This window comes from Xanthomonas sp. D-99 (assembly GCF_017746145.1).
In the GTDB taxonomy this organism is placed as follows: Bacteria; Pseudomonadota; Gammaproteobacteria; order Xanthomonadales; family Xanthomonadaceae; genus Xanthomonas; species Xanthomonas cissicola.
Genome location: NZ_JAGHWU010000068.1, coordinates 1 through 21,618, shown reverse-complemented (window position 1 = coordinate 21,618; position 21,618 = coordinate 1). Strand labels below are relative to the sequence as shown.

Below are 21,618 nucleotides of genomic sequence, written 5' to 3'. Positions count from 1 at the left end.
GTTGTTCAGACCTTCCCTAACTCCAAACCGCGCGATTCGACATAAAGAGACTGCCGACTTTGAGTGACACGAAGCTCTGCAAAGCCCGCGACACCCTACTGACAGGTGAAGTCCAATAATGCACTTTAGCGTAGACAGTGGAAACTCCGCGCCGAAGCAAATGATCCTGAACCAGCCGACCCGCCCCAAAAAAAAAGCCCCGACCAACGCCGGGGCTTTCTGCTGTAACTAGAAATAACGATTCCAGGTTCACTTCCACTATAGCCCAGCCGTCGCCAAACCATCGCGCCCACACAGCCCCGCGGCAGGCATGGGCGCGACACGTTGGCGCTAGAACTTATAGGTCAGCCCCAGGTACGCCAGCCGGCCTGCGTATCCCCCGCTATAGAAACGGGCGCGGGTGTCGTCGCCCAGGTGCGCGCGGGACTCCTGCTTGGTCAGGTTCAGCACCGAGGCGGTGAGGCTGAGCGCCGGGGTGATGTTGTAGGCCGCGTTGACATCGATCTGGTAGTACGGCTCTTCAAAGACGTTCAGGCCGTTGACCAGGCCCTGCACCAACTCGCCGCGACGGTTGTACGAGGCGCGCAGCAGCAGGCTGTCGGTCTCGTAGAACACGGTGAGGTTGGTCTGGTTTTTGGCGCTGCCCGGCATGGAGGTCTTGCCGGCCTCGGTGCCGTCCTCCAGCCGCACCGCGGCCTTGCTGGCATCGTTGTAGGTGTAGTTGACCTGCACACCGAGGCCGAACGGCAGCGTGTGCTGCGCGTAGAGCTCCACGCCTTGCGAGACCGCGTCCTGGCCGCCGGCCTGGGTGCTGTAGTTCTGCACGGTGACCATCTGCCCGTCGATCATCATGTTGACGTCGCTGATCACGTCGACCGCGAAGTTCTCCACGTTCTTGCGGAACAGTCCCACACCCGCCACCGAACCCGGCTGGAAATACCATTCCAGCCCCAGGTCGAACTGGTTGGCCTTGTACGGCTCCAGGTTCTTGTTGCTGCCCGAGCCGTACCAGCCCTGCTCGCTGGCACCGCCGGTCAGGCGCCGGTCGGCCACGTACTCGGGGCTGTAGAACTCCAGGCTGCCAGGCGCGGCGATGTCGTTGTAGCTGGGGCGTGCAATCACTTTCGACGCCGCCGCGCGCAGCAACAGGTTTTCGGTCAGGTCGTAGGCCAGGTTGAAACTCGGCAGCACGTCGGTGTAGTTGCGGTCCAGCCCGCTCACCACGAACGACTCGGTGCGTTGCACGCTGTCGGCCAACCGCCAGTAGCCTTCGGTGCCGCAATAGGTGTCGGCCGGGGCGCCGCCGGGGCTGGCAGCGCCCTGCTGGCAGGCCAGCGGATTGCCGTCGGCGCCGTCGAAGAAGTAGTCGTTGTAGGCGGTCACCTTGTCGGTGGACTCGGCACGCTGGCCGGTGCGCGCCACCCGCACGCCGACGTTGCCGCGCAGCCGTTCGGTGTGGAAGTTGAGCTGCAGGTAGCTGGAATAGATCTCTTCGTCGACGTTGTAGACGAAGTTGTCTTCGCTACGGGTCTGCATCGCGCCGTAGGTTTGGTTCAAGTAGCCGATGTAGCCCGGGAAGTTGATCGCCGGGAACGCGCTGGCGTTGACGCCACCGGCCAGGTTGTCCTGCGCGAACAGCAGGCCCGGCGAGAACTGCGTGGCGATGGCATTGCAGCGCCCGTTCCAATAACGGTTGTCGTAGTCGCCCGGGTCGGTGCCCGGGCACACCCAGTAGTTGTTGCCGGTATTGCGGTGGATGCCGCCGTCGCGACGTTTGATGCCGAACTGCAGCGAGTCGAGGACCTCGCCATCGAAATGCCAGGTGGTATCGATCTGCGCGTACTGCTGCTGATTGGTGTTGCGGGTCCAGGACGAACCGGTCGAGCCCAGGTCGACCTGCAGGATGCCGTCGCGCAGGTTCTGCATCAGCTCCGGCGAGAAGGTCATGCTTGGGGTGCCGGTCAGGTCCCAGGCGCTGGCGAAGTTGCCATTGGTCCAGCTGCCGTCGGCGTTCTGCAGGCGCGGCTTGATCGGCAGGGAAAACTGCAGCTCCGGCCCGCCCTTGGCCCAGGTGCGGCCGGCCTTGAAGGCCACGTCCACCTGCTCGCCACGCCATTCGCCGCCCAGGTCCACCGTCTGCGATTGCGATTTTTCGATGTTGTAGCTGCCGGTGATCTGCGGCGTCGGCACCGTGCAGTCGTCCGAACCCCAGCCACCCGGCGGCAGGCCGGCCGCGGCGGCCTGCGCCTCGCTGCAGTAGTAGGTCTTGCCCGGACGCAGGCTATAGGCGGCGCCAGTGACAATCGTGCCGCTGGGATCGAACTGCAGCCGGTCGAGCAGGCGCCCGCCGCGCCAGTTGCCGTCGCCGAAGTAGCGCGCGATGTTCCACTCGGGAATCTTGATGGTATTGGTCTGCGAGTCCTGCGACAGGTCGAAGCGGAAGTAGTTCGCGGTCAGGGTCAGGTCGTCGGTGGGCTTGAACTGCAAGGTCAGTTGCCCGCCCTTGCGCTCGCGCTCCTCGCGCTTGGCGTCCAGGCTGACCGCCGTCGGCATCATGAAACCGGTGGAGTAATTGCCGTCCTGGTTCCAGAAACCGGTCCCGCCCCACCAGTTGGCATTGAAGTCCGAAGGATTGCCGTTCACGTCGACCGCCGGGCCGACTTCGTCGCGGCCGTACCACTGCCAGCTCTCGGTACTGGCATTGAGCGTGCGTGCGGTGCGCTTCTGCTGCGTGTAGCCAACGAAGACACCGAAGCGGTTGTCCTGGTCGTGCCACGAGTACGAGCCGGAGAACTGGCCGTCGGTCTTCTTGCTGGTATCCGACCAGGTGCCCTCGGCAGAGACGAAGCCGGAATGTGGCTCCAGTTCCAGCGGGCGCCGCGTCTGCAGGATCACCGTGCCGCCGATGCCGCCTTCGTCGATGCGCGCTTCCGGGGTCTTGTACAGCTCGGCGCTACCCAGCAGGTTCGACGGCAGCAAGGTTTAGTTGAACGAGCGCGTGGGGTCGCCGTTGGATTCGGCGGTGGCGATGTAGTTGCCGTTCAATTCGGTCAGCACCAGCTCCGAGGACAGACCGCGCACACTGACGTTCTTGCCTTCGCCGCCGTCGCGGCTGATGACCACGCCGGGCACGCGCTGCAGCGCATCGGCCACGTTCTTGTCGGGGAACTTGCCGACATCCTCGGCGGTGATCACATCGACCACGGCGTTGGCGTTGCGCTTTTGCTCCAGGCTTTTTTCGATCGCGTAGCGGTAGCCGGTCACCGTTACCGCGTCCAGGTCGGTGGCCTGCAACGCGGCCTGGCCCCCGGGCGCCGGCGTGCCGTCGGCCTGCTGGGCGGCGGCGGTGGTGGAGGCGGCGCTCGCGAACAAGGCGATGGCGATACCGGCGTACAGCGTGCTGCGGTTGAGTGCGAATGGCGTGCAGTTCATTTCGATCGTGCTCTCCCAATAGTGATCGGCTTCGGCGAATTTGTATCGATCCAACGATCGGACAAGAACGCCGCGCGACGTAATGCAAAAATATCCGGCACCGTTGCGGCGCCCGGTTTCCCTCGTCTTGCCTCCCCTCCTGCGCGGATGCGATTAGATCGTTCTAATGCAGTGGAAAGCTAAGTAGCACAGCCCATGCGCCAGCGCATTCTGCCGCGCAGCAGGCCCGCGGCGTTGCGAGCGCCACGATGGGCGGCCGGGCTCGCCACGCATGCACGCGGCACGGTACAGCCTGCCTGCAGCAGCAGCTCGATCGCGCCAGCGAAACGCACTCGCCCGCAACCGGGCGCAAGCGGTTACCGAAGCACTTGCACACTCCCATTACTTGCAACCGAGCTCGGCAAGAGGACCGCAGCATCCGCGTGGTAATTGGCGGCTCTGAGTCGCAGCACCCAACTGACAGCTGTGCACGCGTTTTGTCGGCTGCCCCAAGGACCGCCGGCACCCTACGCCGTTACGCGCGGCTGCACGTTGGTTTCGATTTCGCTGTGGGCGGGCAGGGTTTTCAGGTCGTCGGTCGCCTGCGCGCCAGCCACGATGCAGCGTCGCCACCGAAGTGGCGCGCGAGAGCGGTATCGGCAGTGATCGCGCGCGCGCCGTGCACGATGCTGTGGACGCGCGTGGTACGTCAGACGCAATACATGATGTGCAACGTAATGGCGCGAGGGATCCGCATCCACTCCCTAACGTCACCAAACCAAAGACTCCTCGACATCACACCAACAACGTGCCGAGGCACCAGCGTGGCCGGGGATTGGCGGAGAGCGGCACACGGATGTGCCGCGACGGCGCGTCAGACAGGATGTCTGCCGCGCCGAAGAGCCGATCCCCGGGGGCGGTGGTGCCGCCCACCGAAGCCGCAATCAACAGTCCGCGCCTGGACGTACCCTCACCCCCAACCCCTCTCCCGCAGGAGAGGGCTTTAGTGCCGCGCCGGACTCAGGACTCCTCGAAATCACACCAGTAACGTGCCGAGGCAGCAGTGTGGCCGGAGATCGGCGGAGAGCGGTACGGGAATGTGCTGCGACGGCGAGTCAGACAGGATGTCTGTCGAGCCGAGGAACCGGTCCCCGGCCGCGCTCCCGCGCTCGGCGCAGTCGACAATTCGCAGACCCATTCCCCAGAACGACAACTTTCTGGCGCGCCACCCGGGCGCACCTATCAAGTCCGCCGGGCCTGGGCCGATACCGCATGCATGGACAGACTCAGCGTAATCGGACTGGTGCTGGCGATCGTGGCGATCGTGGGCGGCAGCGTGTTGAAAGGTGCCGGCATTTCGTCGCTGTGGTCGCCGGCTGCCTTCGTGATCGTCATCGTCGGCACGGTGGCCGCGATCCTGCTGCACACCTCGCCGGCGGTTTTCCGGCGCGCCTTCAAGATCCTGCGCTGGGTGATCCAGCCGCCGGCCAGCGATCGCCCGCAACTGGTGGCGCGTATCGTCGAGTGGAGCAATATCGCCCGTCGCCAAGGCCTGCTGGGCCTGGAAGACCAATTGCCGCGTCAGGACGATGCCTTCCTGCGCAAAGGCCTGCAGATGCTGGTCGATGGCGTGGAGCCGGAAGCCATGCGCAACATGCTGGAAATCGAAGTGGACAACCAGGAGCGCCAGGATCTTGCCGCGGCCAAGGTATTCGAGGGCATGGGCATCTATGCGCCCACGCTGGGCATCATCGGCGCGGTGCTGGGCCTGATGGCGGTGATGAAGAACCTGGCCGACCCGGCCATGCTCGGGCACGGCATCGCGGCGGCCTTCACCGCCACCATCTACGGTATCGCCTCGGCCAACCTGCTGTTCCTGCCGGTCGCCGCCAAGCTCAAGAGCGTGATCCATTGCAGCACCAACGAGCGCGAAATGGCGATCGAAGGCCTGATTGCGATCGCCCAGGGCGAGAACCCGCGCAACATCGAGTCGAAATTGGCAGGCTACTTGCATTAGCGCGTTATGGCCCGTCGTCGCAAACACCACGAAGAACATGGCAACCACGAAGCGTGGGCGATTCCGTATGCCGATCTGATGACGCTGCTGCTGGCGTTCTTCGTGGTGATGTACGCCATTTCTTCGCTCAACGAAGGCAAATACAAGGTCATGGCGCAGGCGCTGACCAGCGCCTTCGGCGGCTCGTCGAACAAGGCCAGCCCGGTGCAGCTGGGCAAGACCCAGACCCTGGGCGCCGATTACGACCGCCCATCCGTGATCAAGGCCGGGGCGCCGATGGCGGCCTCCAACGGCCCGACCGACCCTACCCTGCTGCCGTCGATGGCCGCGCAGATGCGCATGCCGGTGTCGCTGCGCAATCAGGCGCAACTGGCGCGCGCACAGCGGCAGATGGATGCAGTGGAGCAACAGCTGAGCAAGACGCTGGCCCCGCTGATCGACAAGCAACTCATCACCATCCGCCGCAACGATCTGTGGATCGAGGTGGAGATCAACAGCGACATCCTGTTCGGTACCGGCTCGGCCACCCTGGCCGGCCGCGCCCGCGGGACGTTGTCCACGCTGGCCTCGGTGCTGCGCGAGGCACCCAATGGCGTGCGCGTGGAGGGCTATACCGATAACCAGCCGATCGCCACCGCGCAATTTCCCTCCAACTGGGAACTGTCGGCGGCGCGTGCGGCCAGCGTGGTGCACCTGTTCGCCGACGACGGCATCGCCCCGCAACGATTGGCGATGGTGGGCTATGGAGAATTCCGCGCACGTGCCGATAACAGCACTGAGGCGGGACGGAATGCGAACCGGCGTGTGGTGTTGATCATCCTCGCTGACTCGGCTGGCTCACTCGCACCCGATCCGCCATCGCAATTAAATGCGACCGCCGCCGGGGCGCCCAAGCTTCCCAAGTCTGACGGCGGCCAAACGGCCGTCACCACCGAAAGCGGCACAAGTTCCGTCCCCGCCGTAATTCAAGGAGTGCAGTGACATGCGTATCTGGGCAATCGCCAACCAGAAGGGCGGCGTCGGCAAGACCACCACGACGCTGGCATTGGGTCGCGGCCTGGCCGCGCTCGGCCACCGGGTCTTGTTGATCGACCTCGATCCGCACTCCTCGCTCACCCGCGCCTTCGGCGTGGCGATCGACCCGCCGCCGCGCGGGGTGCTGGACCTGTTCGGCACCCCGCCGAGCGACCTGGCCAGCCTGGCGCATGAAAGCAGCATTCCGGGCCTGTCGTATGTATGCGCGCAAGCCGCATTGGCCACGCTGGAACGCCGTAGCGCCAACCAGCCCGGCCTGGGCCTGGCGCTGCAGAACGCCATGACCCGGCATGCCGGCCAGCACGATTACATCCTGCTGGACTGCCCGCCGACCCTGGGCCTGCTGATGATCAACGCACTGGCCGCCTGCGACCGTGTCGTGGTGCCGACCCAGGCCGAGCCGCTTGCCCTGCATGGCCTGGCCAGCATGGTGCGCACCGCCGACATGGTGCAGCGTTCGCGCCGCCGCGAGCTGCCGGTGTCGATCCTGCCCACGCTGTTCGACCGCCGCACCCGCGCCGGCACCGAAACGCTGAAGGAAATGCAGGCCACCTATGGCCCGGTCGTCTGGGAAGACGCAGTGCCGGTGGATACCCGAATCTGCAACGCCGCCGCGCTGACCGTGCCCGCCGTTGGCGGCGACTATCAGGGCCGCGGTCTGTCCGCGTATCGCCGCGCGCTGGAATGGGTGCTGGCCGACGACGCGATGCGTATGGAGCAAGCCGCATGAGCAACCCTACCGCCAACGGTGAATTGGACGATTATCTGGAAGGCCTGCTGCACGATGCGGGCGTGGAGATCGTCGCCCCGCCCGCGGCCACCGCAGCGACTGGCGAAACGCCGGCAATTGCGCATGCCGATCTCGCGCTGGCGGAGCCGCCGGTCGAGACGGCCGCACTTCCCGAAGCCGCTACTGTCTCCGAGGCTGCCACCTCCAACGCGATTGCCGCGGTGCGTAGCGCCGATGCGATCGCCGCCGATTTCCTGGCAGAAATGGACGCCGATCCGGCATTCGCCCCCCCGGTCAAGGCCGCGCCGAGCGCTGCCGACATCGCCGCCGACTTTCTGGCCGAAATGGACGCCGATCCGGCGTTCGCACCGCCGGTCAAGGCCGCGCCCAGCGCGGCCGACATCGCCGCCGACTTTCTGGCCGAAATGGACGCCGACCCGGCGTTCGCTCCGCCGGTCAACGCCGCGCCCAGCGCTGCCGACATCGCCGCCGATTTCCTCGCCGAAATGGATGCCGACCCGGCGTTCGGAGCCGCGGCCAACGCAGTGGACCTGATCACCGCAGATCTGCTGGCAGAAATGGATGCCGACCCCGCCTTCGGGCTGGAGGCCGCACCGGTCGCGGCGCCCGCACCAGCCCCGATCCTCGCGCCCGCTCCGCCCCCGCGTGCAGTACCCGCGCCGGCCCGGGCGCCGGCACCGACCGAGCTGCAGGCACTGCTGGCGCCTGGCCAGGCCGACAAGATTCACGCCGAACGCCGCGCCAGCGAACGCAGCACCCGCTGGCTGCGTCTGCGCTGCGGCGAACAGACCTATGCGCTGGAATTGCTCAAGGTGCAGGAAGTGGTGTTGCCGGTGCCGCTGCTGCCGCTGCGCGGCACGCCCAGTGCCATGCTCGGCATCATGAACCTGCGCGGCCAGGTGGTCCCGGTGATCGATCTGGGCATCCACCTGGGCTCCTCCCCGGTGGACATGGATCTGCAGACACGCGTGGTGGTCCTGGAAGAAAACGGCGAAACCATGGGCCTGCGCGTGTCGGCCGTGGAAGACGTCACCAGCCTCACCGATCAGCAGATCGAGCCGCCGGACAACGCGCGCCTGTGCCGCATCTACAACAACCTGTTCCGCGGTGTCGCACGTCTGGGCCATCAGCCGATGATCCTGCTCGATGCCACCCATCTGCTGCATTGACGCGCCTAGCTTGCTCGCACCTGCACGCACAACGATTCACCGTTAAAGCTTTTCCGCCCCCCGCCGTTAGTACGCATAGAACCATCCGTTCGGAGCAACAATGAGCACAGTGACATTGGGTGAGGATCTCGGCATCGAGACCAGCGCCGACCTCAAGCAAAAGCTTGCCGGATTCCTCACCCAGGACGGCGACCTGGTGCTTGATGCCGGTGAAGTCCGGCGCATCCACACCGCCAGCGTGCAGTTGCTCTGCGCCTTTGTGCAAAGCCGCCGCCAGGCCGGCCTGCACACCGAATTCGATGGCTGCAACGACACTTTTAGGGATGCAGCGCGTCTGCTCGGCGTCACCGACGCGCTCGGACTCCCGGCATCCAATGACAACCTGAAATCTGTGGAGAACGCCGCATGAGCGCACGTATCTTGGTGGTGGACGATTCGGCGTCGATGCGCCAGATGGTCTCTTTCGCCCTCACCTCTGCCGGCTTTGCCGTCGAAGAAGCCGAAGACGGCGCCGTTGCGCTGGGCCGCGCGAAGGGCCAGCGCTTCAATGCGGTGGTGACCGACGTGAACATGCCCAACATGGACGGCATCTCGCTGATCCGCGAGCTGCGCCAGCTGCCGGACTACAAGTTCACCCCGATGCTCATGCTCACCACCGAGTCGGCGGCCGACAAGAAGTCCGAAGGCAAGGCCGCCGGCGCCACCGGTTGGCTGGTCAAGCCGTTCAATCCGGAACAGCTGATCGCCACCGTCCAGAAAGTTCTAGGTTAAACCCTTCTCGCTTCAGCTTCGGATGTCACGCCCATGAGCATGGACCTGCAACGTTTCCACGCCACCTTTTTCGAGGAAAGCCGTGAAGGGCTCGACGCGATGGAGGCTGGGCTGCTGTCGCTTGAAGAAGGCAACCGCGACCCGGAAATCATCAACTCGGTGTTCCGCGCCGCGCACTCGATCAAGGGCGGCGCTGCCACCTTCGGTTTCGACGCCGTTGCCGGCCTGACCCACGTGCTGGAGACGCTGCTGGACGAGTTGCGCTCCAACAAGCGTCAGCTCGAACCCAATGCGGTCGATGCCATGCTTGGCTCGGTCGACGTGCTGCGCGCCCTGTTGCGCGAAGCCGAACACGGCACCCCGGCCGACCCGGCTGCGGTCAAGGCCGTGCACACCCGCTTGAATGCCGTGCTCGCTGGCGAAGCGCCGGCGGCCGCAGTGGCCGCCAAGCCGAAGGAAGAAGAACCCGAAGCCTGGCACATCGGTTTCACGCCGGCGCCGTCGCTGTTCATGAGCGGCAACGACCCGCTGCGCATCATCCGCGAGCTCGAACACCTGGGCCCGCTGCAGATCGCCGCGCGTCTGGAGCGCATGCCGGGCTTTGAAAACATCGACCCGCTGGAAGCGTATCTGGCGTGGGACCTGGGCCTGATCGGCAAGATTCCGCGCAGCAAGATCGAAGACACCTTCGCCTGGGTGGTGGACGATTGCGAGCTGGACATCCGCCCGATGGCCGTGCCCGGCCCGCCGCCGAGCCTGGCCGTGGACGCTCCGGCTGCCGCACCGGTTGCAGCGGTCGCTGCCGCACCGAGTGCCGTTGCCGAACCTGCCGCCGCCGCGGCGACACCGGCCAAGGCCGCCGCTGCCGAAGCTGAAAGCTCGATCCGCGTCAGCGTCGACAAGGTCGATGCCTTGATCAACCTGGTCGGCGAGCTGGTGATTACCCAGGCCATGCTCAAGCAGGTTTCCACCGGTCTGGATCCGGCGCATGCCGAACAGCTGTTCGCCGGCCTGGATCTGCTCGAACGCAATACCCGCGACCTGCAGGAAGCGGTCATCGGCGTGCGCATGCTGCCCGTCGATGCGGTGTTCCGCCGCTTCCCGCGCCTGGTGCGCGACCTCTCCAGCCGCCTCGGCAAGCAGGTACGCCTGCGCACCATCGGCGAAAGTACCGAGTTGGACAAGGGGCTGATCGAACAGATTGCCGATCCGTTGGTGCACCTGGTGCGCAACTCGATCGACCACGGCCTGGAAATGCCCGATGCGCGCCGCGCCTCCGGCAAGGACGAAACCGGCACGATTACCCTGGCGGCCTCGCACCAGGGCGGCCACATCGTCATCGAAGTCAGCGACGACGGCCGTGGCCTCAATCGCGCCAAGATCCTGGAAAAAGCGGCCGAGCGCGGCATCGCCGTGCCGGACAACCCGACCGATGCGCAAGTGTGGGACTTGATCTTTGCACCGGGCTTCTCCACCGCCGATGCCGTCACCGACCTGTCCGGTCGTGGCGTGGGCATGGACGTGGTCCGCCGCAACATCCAGGGCCTGGGTGGCGAAGTGCAGCTGGAAAGCAGCGCCGGCAGCGGCACCCGCGTGTTGATCCGTCTGCCGCTGACCCTGGCCATTCTGGACGGCATGACCGTGTCGGTCGCCGGCGAAACCCTGATCCTGCCGCTGTCCTACGTGCTCGAAGCCCTGCAGCCGGCGCCGGAAGACGTCCGCGCGATGGCTGGCGACGGTCGGGTACTGCGGGTGCGTGGCGAATATCTGCCGATCCTTTCGCTCACCAACTACTACGGCTTCGGTGGGCAGCAGTCCTCCAAGGAATCGCTGGTGGTGGTGGTCGAAGGCGACGGCCAGAAGATCGCGCTGGAAGTGGACGAGTTGCTCGGCCAGCAGCAGGTGGTGGTCAAGAACATCGAGAATAATTACCGGCGGATTCCGGGCGTTTCCGGCGCCACCATCCTCGGCGATGGGCGGGTTTCGCTGATCGTGGACATCGGTGGTCTGGTGCGCTCGCTCAAGGTACCGCAAGCCGCGTAATGCAGTCGCCGCGGCGTGGATGCCGCGGCGCAAGACTCCACCACGCCCTCGACGCACGATGGTTGCTGGAGCGATCGCCGGCAGTATGGGGACTGCCGGCATCAGCAACACCCGTCCGGCCCGACACGACCGACGGTAGATTCTGGCCCTTTGTCCGGATCTGTCGACTTTGCCATCGTCTTTGCCTACCTGCTGGCGGGCGCCAAGAGGCCAGTCGTCTCTGCAATACGAGAAGACACGATGAACTGGTTCCGCAATCTTGCCGTTGCCCGCAAGTTGGCCGTGGCGTTTTCCTTTACCGCATTGATCACCTTGAGCCTGGGCGGGTTTGCGCTTGCGCGCATGCAATCGAGCGCGCATCTGTTACGCGAGATCGGCACCGTGTGGGCACCGGCCGTGCAGCAACTGAGCGAAATGCGCGCATTGCTCGGCGAATTCCGCACCTACGAACTCGCTCAGTTGGCGCACGCCGACGATCCGAAGGCGGTGCAAAATTATTTCGAACGCATGGACAAGGCGCGCACCGATGTCGCGGCTGCGCAGGACGCCTACGCCAAGACCACCACGGCAGGTAGAGAGACCGAGTTGTACGACGAGGTCAAACTGAAACTGGCCGATTACTACAAGGCCAATGCTGCACTCAGCGCCGCGATACGTGCCGGCGATCTGGTCACTGCCAATCGCGTTTCCGATGAGCAATCGCGTCCGGCGCGGCGCGACCTGTTCGCAAAACTGGTGGAGCTGACCAAGTTCAACGTTGCCCACATGGACAGCGAGATCGCGCAGGCCGAGGCAACCTATCAGCGTTCGGTGCAAGTCATGCTCGTGGCGATGGCGCTGTTCGTGCTGCTGGCTGCGTTTTCCGGTTGGTTCATCGCCCGCAGCATCGCTGGCCCGCTCGGTCGCGCCACGCGGGTGGCCAGTGCCATCGCACAAGGCAAACTGGATAACGCCATCCACGTCGACAGCCGCGACGAAGCAGGGCAATTGCTGCACAGCATGGAAGGCATGCAGCGGCAACTGCAGGCCGTGCTCGCAGCGCAATCGGAAATGGCCAAGCGCCACGATGCCGGCCAAATCAGCTATCGCATGGAACACGACGCGTTTCCAGGCGACTACGGCACCATGGTGCGCGACACCAACAGCCTGGTCGGCTCGCATATCGCAGTCAAGATGAAACTCGCGCAGATCATGTCGCACTATGCGATCGGCGACTTCAGTCAGGACATGGACCGCCTGCCCGGCGAGAAGGCCGTGCTCAGTTCCACCATGGATACCGTCAAGGCCAACCTGTCGGCGATGAACAGCGAGATCAAGCTGTTGGCGCAGGCCGCTGCCAACGGCGACTTCAGCGTGCGCGGCGACACGCAGCGCTTCCAGTACGATTTCCAGGCGATGGTGGAGAGCCTCAACCAGCTGATGGCGACCGCCGATGCCAACCTGAGCTCGCTGTCCAAGCTGTTGCAGGCCATCGCCGCGGGCGATCTCACCGAGCGCATGCAGGGCCAGTTCAATGGCGTGTTCGCCCAGATGCGCGACGATGCCAATACCACCACGGCGCAACTTGCCGATATCGTTGGGCGCATCCAGCACGCCACCTTGTCGATCAATACCGCAGCCAGCGAGATCGCCGCCGGCAACAACGATCTGTCGCAGCGCACCGAGCAGCAGGCCGCCAACCTGGAAGAAACCGCCGCCTCGATGGAGGAACTCACCTCCACCGTGCGCCAGAACGCCGAGCATGCGCGCCAGGCCAACCAACTCGCCATCGGTGCGGCCACGGTTGCCTCGCAAGGCGGCAGCGTGGTGGCGCAGGTGGTGACCACCATGTCCGGCATCGAGGTGTCGTCGAAGAAGATCGCCGACATCATCAGCGTGATCGACGGCATCGCCTTCCAGACCAATATCCTGGCCTTGAACGCGGCGGTGGAAGCGGCGCGCGCCGGCGAACAGGGGCGTGGTTTCGCCGTCGTTGCCTCGGAAGTGCGCACGCTGGCACAGCGCTCCGCCGGTGCTGCAAAGGAGATCAAGCACCTCATCGACGACTCGGTGAACAAGGTCGCCGCAGGCTCGGTCCTGGTGGATCGGGCCGGCAAGACCATGGCCGACATCGTCGCCAGCGTGCAGCGCGTCACCGACATCATGGGCGAGATTTCTGCCGCCTCGCAGGAACAGTCGGCCGGAATCGAACAGGTCAACCTCACCGTGACGCAGATGGACGAAGCCACCCAGCAGAACGCCGCGCTGGTGGAAGAAGCCACCGCCGCGGCACGTGCGATGGAAGAGCAAGCCGGTCAGCTGTCCGATGCGGTGGCGATCTTCAAGGTGCAGCAGGTCGCTGCCGTGGCGCCTGCGGCCAAGCGCCCTGCTCCACCGCGTCTGGCCACCGCGAAGCCAGGCGTTGCCAAACCGACCACGACCAAGCGCGCACCCGCACCGGCCGGTGTCGCGGCCAAAGCCAGAACCACAGCAACGCCACGCCCAGTGACCGCCGCAGCCGCCAATGGCGATTCGAGCTGGCAGGAGTTCTGACCGCAACCTCTGCGTGGAGCAGGCGACAAGGCGACCAACATGAGCAAGCCCCGACAGCGATGTCGGGGCTTTTTCGGCGAGAAAACTCTGCTCAGGCGTTTTCGCGTGTCGTTGTCGACAGCTTGCGGTTGGGCGCGTGCGGCGGCTTGGGTCACCTCATCCGGCGCTGCGCGCCAGCTTCTCCCGCAGGAGAAGGAAGTCGCTGCGACGTCCATGCAAGTGTGCCGCTGGTCGAAAATCGGTCAAGCGCAGGCGTTTGCGGCCGATACAGCAAGCACTGAGGGCCGCATCGCCCGCGCTAGATCGAAGGACCTCCGCATGCACACCGCCAACTCCAACCGCTCTGCCCGCACCGTGCTGGGCTGTGTGTTCACCGCCGCGCTGGTGGCTGCCGGCGTCTCGCTACCTCCCTCCTTCGCCGCCCCGGCAGCGCCGGTGTCGGTGCTTCTGGACAATGTGCCGGTTACCGCATTGCAGTCGCTGGCGGTGGATCTGGCGCAGTTGCGCGACGATCAACGTGCACAGCTTGCCGCCAGGCACGACGCGGCGCGTATCGACGCCTATGACGAGCGTCTGGGCAATCTGCACCAGCGGATTGCACGGCACGCCGGCTACTTCCAGGCCACCGCGCCGCAGGGCGAGCAGGCACGCAAGTTCGCGCTGGTGCAGCAGCAGCTGGGCAAGTATCTGGCACAGCACCGCCAGGCCAATCGCGCCCTGCACGAGGGCGATCTGCAATACGCACAAGCCTTGTCGCTGGGCCATAGCGGCGATACCCGCCATGTCTTGTGGGCCCAACTGCAGAGCCTGCAGCAATCGGTCGCCAGCGTGAACGTTGCGCAGCGCAACTGAGCCGCTGCAGGCAACGCAAGGTGGCCACGAGCGACCGGGCAACATCACGGGCGGTACGCTGCGCTTCACGCTAACCGTCACGCCTTGTGCGGCTGAGGTAATCGGCCAAACGCCTGCACACCACGCCGGGCCGCCTGCCGCTGCGGGTCACGCCGTGCCCGATGCTCGATGTTGCATGCGCAGCGCCTCCACCAAGATGCTGAGCGCCCCCACCACATTGCCTGATGAATTCGCCAGGCAGATGTGAGCCGTTCGATGCTCGCCGATAGCGCAACCGCCACCGTTGCGCGCGCCGTCGGCGATCGCGTCACCGCATGTCTTCCAGGCGCGCTGTGATGCCCAGCGCGCTGCCATTGCATCGGGTACGCAGCGCGCCATGCCAGCGCGTTGACGCGCTGAGCAAACTCAGACCATTCGCACATGGCCTCCGCCATACGTCGTCCGCAACCCTGCGGTGTGTCCGGCTCAACATTTTCGGAGTCGGGTCGCTAATCGACTTACACCGGTCACATTCCTTTGCTGGATATCTGCCATGACGCTGAAGACCACGGTTGCAAAAACGCTGGCCAATGTGCCGCTCAAGCGCAAGTTCTTCGCCCAGACTGCTCTGGTTGCGCTGGGCATCATTGCCTTGGCGGTGATCGCCGCACGCATGCAGTACGTCGATCTGACCGATACGCGCCGCGATGGGCTCAAGAGCCAGATCGAGATGGCGATTGCAGTGGTCAATGGCTACGCCGAGCGCGCCGAGAAGGGCGAGATCGACGCGGAGACCGCCAAGAAAAGTGCGCTGCATACCCTGTCGACCATGCGCGCACGTGGCGGTGTGGATTACATCTACGTCACCGACCAGACGCCGACGATGCTGATGCATCCCACCCGGCCCGACCTGGTCGGCAAGCCGTTGAGCGATGTGCTCAGCCCGGATGGCAAGCGCGTGTTTCCGGCGTTCGTCACCGCAGCGCAGGCCGGCGGCGGCTATGTCGACTACACCTGGGCCAAGCCAGGGCAGAAGGATCCGGTGCAGAAAACCTCGTACGCCGCGCTTTACAAGCCGTGGGGCTGGGTGATCGGCACCGGCGTGTACCTGGACGACACCCAATCGCAGGCGCCGGTGTTCACCGGCATCGTTGCGATCGCCGGGGGCGCCTTGGTACTGATCAATCTGCTGGTGGGCTGGATGATCGGCAACTCCATCCTGGAGCCGGTGTCGCGTGCCCTGGCAGCCATCAAGGGTGTGGCGCGCGGCGACCTGAGCGTGCGTACCGCCGAACACGGCACCGATGAAATCGGCCAGATGCTCAAGGCGACCGACGAGATGGTTCACACCTTGGAGCGATTCTCCGCGCAGACCAAGGTGATGGTGCACATGCATGCCGGCGACGATGTCACCCACCGCATGCCGACCGATTTCCCGGGCGTCTACGGCGAGCTGGCCACCGGCATCAACACGATGATCTTCGAGCACCTGGATGCCATCGTCGATGCGATCGGCATCCTCAACGAGTATGCGCAAGGCGACCTGTCGCGCAATGCCGCGCGCCTGCCCGGCACGCGTGCGGTGCTGCATGAAGCGATGGATGCAGCCAAGGCCAGCCTGCTGGCGATCAACACCGAGATCAAACGCCTGGCCCAGGCCGCGGCCAACGGCGACTTCAGTCAGCGCGGCGATGCGACGCGTTTCAAGCACGACTCGGCGCGCATGATCAACGACCTCAACGCGATGATGGAGGTCAGCGACCGCAACCTGGGCAAGCTGTCCGAGCTGCTGGCGTCCCTGGCCGAAGGCGACCTCACCGCGCGCCTGGAGGGTCAGTACCATGGCGTGTTCGCGCGCATGCGCGACGACGCCAACGCCACGGCCACCCAGCTGGCCGGCATCGTCGGGCGCATCCAGCAGGCCGCCAGTTCCATCACCGGCTCGGCCAGCGAAATCGCCGCCGGCAACAACGATCTGTCGCAGCGCACCGAACAGCAGGCCGCCAGTCTGGAAGAGACCGCCGCCTCGATGGAGGAGCTCACTTCCACCGTCAAGCAGAATGCCGAAAGCGCGCGTCAGGCCAACCAGTTGGCGATCGGCGCCGCCAGCGTGGCATCGCAAGGCGGCCAGGTGGTGAGCCAGGTGGTAGACACCATGTCCGGCATCCAGACCTCGTCCAAGAAGATCGCCGAGATCATCAGCGTCATCGACGGCATCGCCTTCCAGACCAATATCCTGGCGTTGAACGCCGCGGTGGAAGCCGCACGTGCCGGCGAGCAAGGCCGCGGATTTGCGGTGGTCGCCTCGGAAGTACGCACGCTGGCCCAGCGGTCTGCCAGTGCGGCCAAAGAGATCAAGCACCTCATCGACGACTCGGTGGGCAAGGTTTCCGAGGGCTCGCTGCTGGTGGATCAGGCCGGCAAGACCATGGCCGAGATCGTCTCTTCGGTGCAGCGCGTCACCGACATCATGAGCGAAATTTCTGCCGCCTCGCAGGAACAGTCGGCCGGTATCGAACAGGTCAACCTCACCGTCACCCAGATGGACGAGAGCACCCAGCAGAACGCGGCCCTGGTGGAAGAAGCCACCGCCGCGGCCAATGCCATGCAGCAGCAGGCGCAGCAGCTGGATGAAGCGGTGTCCAGCTTCCGGATCGTTGCTGCCGCCTCCAACCCGTTTGGCCATGCAGGCGCACGCGCGCCGGCGCGGGTTGCGCTGGCCGCCTACTGATCGCACATGCCCCGCCCTGGCGGGGTTGCCTTTTCCGCGTTCCCTTCACTTCTCCCTTTCGCAACGACGCCCATGACCTCGCCTTCCACCCACTCACGTTTCAGCGGACGCCTGGCGTACCGCCTGATGTTCGGTACGGCGGTCATCGCGTCGCTGTGCTTCGGTTTGACCGCGGCCATCACCTATTGGCAAAGCAGTCGTGCATTGAGCGCCTCTGCGCAGGCCACGATGCAAAATGCCGCGCGCTACCAGGCCGAGCAGATCGGCAGCGACCTTGGCCAGGCGTTGACGACCGGTCAATCGCTGGCCACCACCTTGCTGGTACAACGCGCCAATGGCGGCATCAGCCGCGACAGTGCCGCAGCCGTGGTCCACGACCAATTGCTGGATCACCCCGAGTGGGTCGGCATGGGCACCTTGTGGGAGCCGCAGGCCTTCGATGGCAACGACAGCGCATTCGCCAATGCCAAGGGCCACGACGCCACAGGCCGCTTCATGACCTACTGGGGACGCAGCGACCAGACACTGGTCCGCGAGCCGCTCACCGATTACGAACCCCCCGGCCTGGGCGACTGGAATCTGAAACCGCGGGCGCTACTGCGGCAGACCGTGGCCGAACCCTACGATTACAAGATCGGCGGCAAGACCGTGCTGATGACCACGCTGTCCACGCCGATCCTGCAGGACGGCAAGTATCTGGGCGCGGTGACCGTGGACGTGGCACTGGCGGCATTGCAGCAGCGCCTTGGCGCCTTGCGCCCGATGCAGGACGGTTACGTCGAACTGCTCTCGCCCGCCGGCGTGGTGCTGGCATCGCACGACACCACGCGCATCGGCAAGCAGGTCACCGACGCACGCCACCGCACCATGCTGGAGGCGATCAAGGCCGGCAAGGACGCGCTGGATTTCAGCCCCGATGCAAACGGTGCGGTCAGCGCCTACGTTCCGCTACAGATCGGCAAGGCGCAGGAGCGCTTCGCGCTGGGCGTGGTGGTGCCGTATGCCACGATCATGCAGCAGGCGCATCACCTGTTGTGGACCATCCTTGCGGTCGGCCTTGGTTCGGCGCTGGTGCTCAGCGTGGCGCTGTTTGCGCTGCTGCGTCGCCAGGTGGTGCGGCCGCTGGAGGCCGCCGCGCACGTGGCCGATGCGATCGCCTCGGGCAAGCTCGACAACCAGATCGCCGTGCAGCGCCAGGACGAGGTGGGCCGCCTGATGGGCGCCATGCAACGCATGCAGAGCGACCTGCGCGAGCGCATCGAGCGCGATGCGCAGGTTGCCAACGAAAACCTGCGCATCCGCACCGCACTGGAACACTCGGAAATGGAAGTGTTGCTGGCCGACGAACAGCACAACGCGGTGTTCATCACCCAAGCGCTGCACGCCTCGTTCAAGCAGGGCGAGCCCGCCTTCCATGCCAAGGGCCAGACCGGCTTCAGTGCCGATGCGGTGGTCGGCAAGCCGATCGACTACGTGTTCGGCAACGACAGCGAAGGCACCGCGCGTACACAGCGTCTGCGGCAGCTGCAGTCCACCACCACCGAGCGCTACCGCTTCGGGCCGGTGACACTGGATCTGACCATGACCCCGCTGTATGCCCCTGATGGCCGTCGTAGCGGCAGCATGCTGCTGTGGCGCAATATCAGCGCCGAAGTGAGCACCCAACAGGAAGTGGCCGAACTGGTGCAGTCCGCCTTGATGGGCGATTTCGGCCAGCGCCTGGCGCTGGAAGACAAGCATGGGTTCTATCTGGAATTCGGCCGCCAGCTCAATGGCCTGCTGGAAACCACCTCGCTGAGCCTGGAGCGGATTTCCAGTCTGCTCAGTGCGCTGGCCGAAGGCGACCTCACCGCCCGCATGGACGGCGACTTCCAGGGCGTGTTCGCCCGCATGCGCGACGATGCCAATGCCACGGTGGCGCAGCTCACCGGCATTGTCTCCGGCATTCAGACTTCGGCCACGCACATCAGCGCAGCCGCAAGCGAAATTGCCGCCGGCAACAACGATCTTTCCCAACGCACCGAACAACAGGCCGCCAATCTGGAAGAAACCGCGGCCTCGATGGAGGAACTCACCTCCACCGTCAAACAGAATGCCGAGCATGCGCGTCAGGCCAACCAGCTGGCCATCGGCGCAGCCGACGTGGCCTCGCACGGCGGCTCGGTGGTGGCGCAGGTCGTCACCACGATGTCCGGCATCGAGACCTCGTCCAAGAAGATCGCAGAGATCATCAGCGTCATCGACGGGATCGCGTTCCAGACCAACATCCTGGCGCTCAACGCCGCCGTGGAAGCGGCGCGTGCCGGCGAGCAAGGCCGCGGATTTGCCGTGGTCGCTTCGGAAGTGCGCACGCTGGCGCAGCGTTCGGCTGGTGCTGCAAAGGAGATCAAGCACCTGATCGACGATTCGGTGAGCAAGGTGGAACAAGGCTCGTCGCTGGTGCATCAGGCCGGCACCACCATGAGCGAGATCGTGGCCAGCGTGCAGCGCGTCACCGACATCATGGGCGAAATCTCCGCCGCTTCGCAGGAGCAATCGACCGGCATCGAGCAGGTCAACCTCACCGTGACGCAGATGGATGAAGCCACGCAGCAAAATGCCGCGCTGGTGGAAGAAGCCACTGCCGCAGCGCGTGCGATGGAAGAACAGGCTGGCCAGCTGACCGAGGCGGTGGCGGTCTTCAAGCTCAACCATGCGGTCAAACCGGTGTTGGCTGCGTCCACTGGCAAACCAGCGGTGCGCGCGGTGGGCACCACCAAGCCGTCACCTGCCCGCGGCAAGCGCGTAGCGACACCGCTGCGTCAGTCCGTGGGCAAGTCGTCCGGCACTGCCGGTCACGACAGCCAGTGGCAGGATTTCTAACCGCCCCGTGCGCAGTGGATTGCAAGCGCACACAAGCGTCACCTTACATTCGCAGCGTTACCTGCATTCCACGACAGCTGCATCCGGCATGGCGCGTCATCGGCGCGCTGCGCATGCCCTGCCCTTCCGCCCGTCCGACGCGCATCAAGAATCATGCAGCGTTGCCGTTAGTGTGGATGACATCGATTGCCTGCGCCCCACCGCAGCAGCCGGTCCAGCAATGCATGCAGGCTGTTGCAGCCAACACAGCCAGCGCATGCATCCGGATATTCGTTCCCGCAGGTTGCCACGCAAGGGATGCCATGAAGCCGTCTGTTATCGCCAGCTGTTTTGTGTTGTTGGGTGTGATGGGTCAGGCCCGCGCTGAAGACCCGATCGCGACCGACCGCACGGATTTCGTGGAATCCAGCCTCACCGTCGGCGACCGCCGCGTGCAGGTGGAAACCAGCGTCGCGTGGGAACGCGACGACGCGGTGGATGCATATTCCACGCCCACGCTGCTGCGCTACGGCCTGGGCCAGACCTGGGAACTGCGGCTGGAAACCGATGGCTGGCAGCGCATCGACCTGCCCGGCGATGCGCAGGTAAGCGGCATGTCCGATGTCTCGCTCGGCATCAAACACCACCTGGCCAGTTCCGACGATGACAAGACCTCGCTGGCCTGGTTGCTGCACGTGGATCTGCCCAGCGGCGCGCAGGCGTTACGCGGCCATGGTGCGCGCCCCTCGTTCCGGCTGGTGGCCGAATGGGAGCTCAGCGACAGCATTTCCGCGGGCATGATGCCCGGGGTGATCTGGGACGACGATGGCCAGGGCAACCGATATACCGCCGGCATTTTCGGCGCCGTTCTCGGCAAGGCCTGGAACGACCGCGTGCGCTCGTTCGTCGAAGTGGCGTTGCCGCAGATCGCCAAGAGCGACGATGGCGGCACCGTCGCCCTGCTCGATATCGGCTCGGCCTGGCTGCTGAGCAACGACGTCCAACTGGACGCTGTCTACAGCCGCGGACTCAACGACCGCTCACCGGATCACGCGCTCGGCGTGGGCCTGTCTTTCCGCTTCTGACACGGGTTGCACCATGAAGATCATGCACATGCTGGGCGTCCTGGTGCTGGTGGCCGCATTGGCGCTGCTCGCCCTGGGTGGCGTGGGCTATAACGGCCAGCGCGGCCTGCTCGATGCGATTGCCGCACAGGTCATCTCTTCCGACGCGCTGCGCAACCACATGCAGGCGGACATGATGCACGACGCCCTGCGCGGCGATGTCACCGCGGCGTTGCTTGCTGCCTCCACGAAAGACGATAACGCAGTTGCAGTCGCACGCACCGCATTGGGCGAACATGCGGGCGAATTTCGCGAGTCGCTGGCAGCCAACCGCAAACTGCCGCTGGCCCCTGCATTGCGCAGCGAGTTGGACGCGGTGACGCCGGCACTGCAGGCCTATGGAAGGTCTGAACAACGAGACC

The 21,618-nt window shown here is 65.1% G+C and carries 12 protein-coding genes and 2 pseudogenes; 13 read left to right on the top strand and 1 reads right to left on the bottom strand.

Translation table 11 applies throughout. From position 1 onward, the window contains the following. Window positions 1-330: 330 nt before the first annotated feature. Window positions 331-3,486 (bottom strand): annotated as a pseudogene (locus J7360_RS18355) (TonB-dependent receptor). Window positions 3,487-4,687: 1,201 nt separating this feature from the next. On the opposite strand from J7360_RS18355, the gene J7360_RS18350 reads away from it, so the two are divergent. From J7360_RS18350 to J7360_RS18290, 13 genes and pseudogenes are all read left to right on the top strand, one after another. Continuing rightward, window positions 4,688-5,428 carry a flagellar motor protein gene (locus J7360_RS18350; RefSeq protein ID WP_005914940.1) on the top strand — a complete coding sequence of 247 codons (741 nt, stop codon included), beginning with the start codon at window positions 4,688-4,690 and terminating at the stop codon, window positions 5,426-5,428. A 6-nt stretch (window positions 5,429-5,434) separates the two neighbouring features. Beyond that, the gene (motD, locus tag J7360_RS18345) at window positions 5,435-6,409 is read left to right on the top strand and encodes a flagellar motor protein MotD (RefSeq protein ID WP_057664087.1); all 975 of its coding nucleotides are present in this window, start codon (window positions 5,435-5,437) and stop codon (window positions 6,407-6,409) included. A 1-nt stretch (window position 6,410) separates the two neighbouring features. Then, entirely contained in the window at window positions 6,411-7,193 is a 783-nt protein-coding gene (locus J7360_RS18340) for a ParA family protein (RefSeq protein ID WP_003489696.1), read from the top strand. Continuing rightward, a complete protein-coding gene (locus J7360_RS18335; RefSeq protein ID WP_209034430.1) occupies window positions 7,190-8,383 on the top strand; it encodes a chemotaxis protein CheW in 1,194 nt (397 codons plus the stop codon). Before J7360_RS18340 ends, J7360_RS18335 begins: the two co-directional genes overlap by 4 nt. A gap of 100 nt (window positions 8,384-8,483) precedes the next feature. After that, window positions 8,484-8,792 (top strand): STAS domain-containing protein, encoded by a 309-nt coding sequence (locus J7360_RS18330; protein ID WP_003489692.1) that lies wholly within the window; start codon window positions 8,484-8,486, stop codon window positions 8,790-8,792. Beyond that, window positions 8,789-9,154: a response regulator gene (locus J7360_RS18325; protein WP_002806565.1), complete on the top strand. Its 366-nt coding sequence runs from the start codon at window positions 8,789-8,791 to the stop codon at window positions 9,152-9,154. Before J7360_RS18330 ends, J7360_RS18325 begins: the two co-directional genes overlap by 4 nt. Before the next feature lie 33 nt (window positions 9,155-9,187). Further along, window positions 9,188-11,197, top strand: a complete 2,010-nt coding sequence (locus tag J7360_RS18320; RefSeq protein ID WP_209034428.1) for a chemotaxis protein CheA — start codon at window positions 9,188-9,190, stop codon at window positions 11,195-11,197. A 240-nt stretch (window positions 11,198-11,437) separates the two neighbouring features. Further along, window positions 11,438-13,729 (top strand): methyl-accepting chemotaxis protein, encoded by a 2,292-nt coding sequence (locus tag J7360_RS18315; protein ID WP_209034426.1) that lies wholly within the window; start codon window positions 11,438-11,440, stop codon window positions 13,727-13,729. Window positions 13,730-14,047: 318 nt separating this feature from the next. After that, window positions 14,048-14,581 (top strand): hypothetical protein, encoded by a 534-nt coding sequence (locus tag J7360_RS18310; RefSeq protein ID WP_033481115.1) that lies wholly within the window; start codon window positions 14,048-14,050, stop codon window positions 14,579-14,581. A 532-nt stretch (window positions 14,582-15,113) separates the two neighbouring features. Further along, complete coding sequence (locus tag J7360_RS18305) at window positions 15,114-17,291, top strand: methyl-accepting chemotaxis protein (protein ID WP_209034424.1); 2,178 nt, start codon at window positions 15,114-15,116, stop codon at window positions 17,289-17,291. 72 nt (window positions 17,292-17,363) lie between these two features. After that, window positions 17,364-20,153 carry a methyl-accepting chemotaxis protein gene (locus J7360_RS18300; protein WP_209034422.1) on the top strand — a complete coding sequence of 930 codons (2,790 nt, stop codon included), beginning with the start codon at window positions 17,364-17,366 and terminating at the stop codon, window positions 20,151-20,153. Window positions 20,154-20,455: 302 nt separating this feature from the next. Beyond that, a complete protein-coding gene (locus J7360_RS18295; RefSeq protein ID WP_057659993.1) occupies window positions 20,456-21,217 on the top strand; it encodes a transporter in 762 nt (253 codons plus the stop codon). Between the two features lie 13 nt (window positions 21,218-21,230). Continuing rightward, window positions 21,231-21,618, top strand: a pseudogene (locus J7360_RS18290) (methyl-accepting chemotaxis protein); the annotation flags it as partial.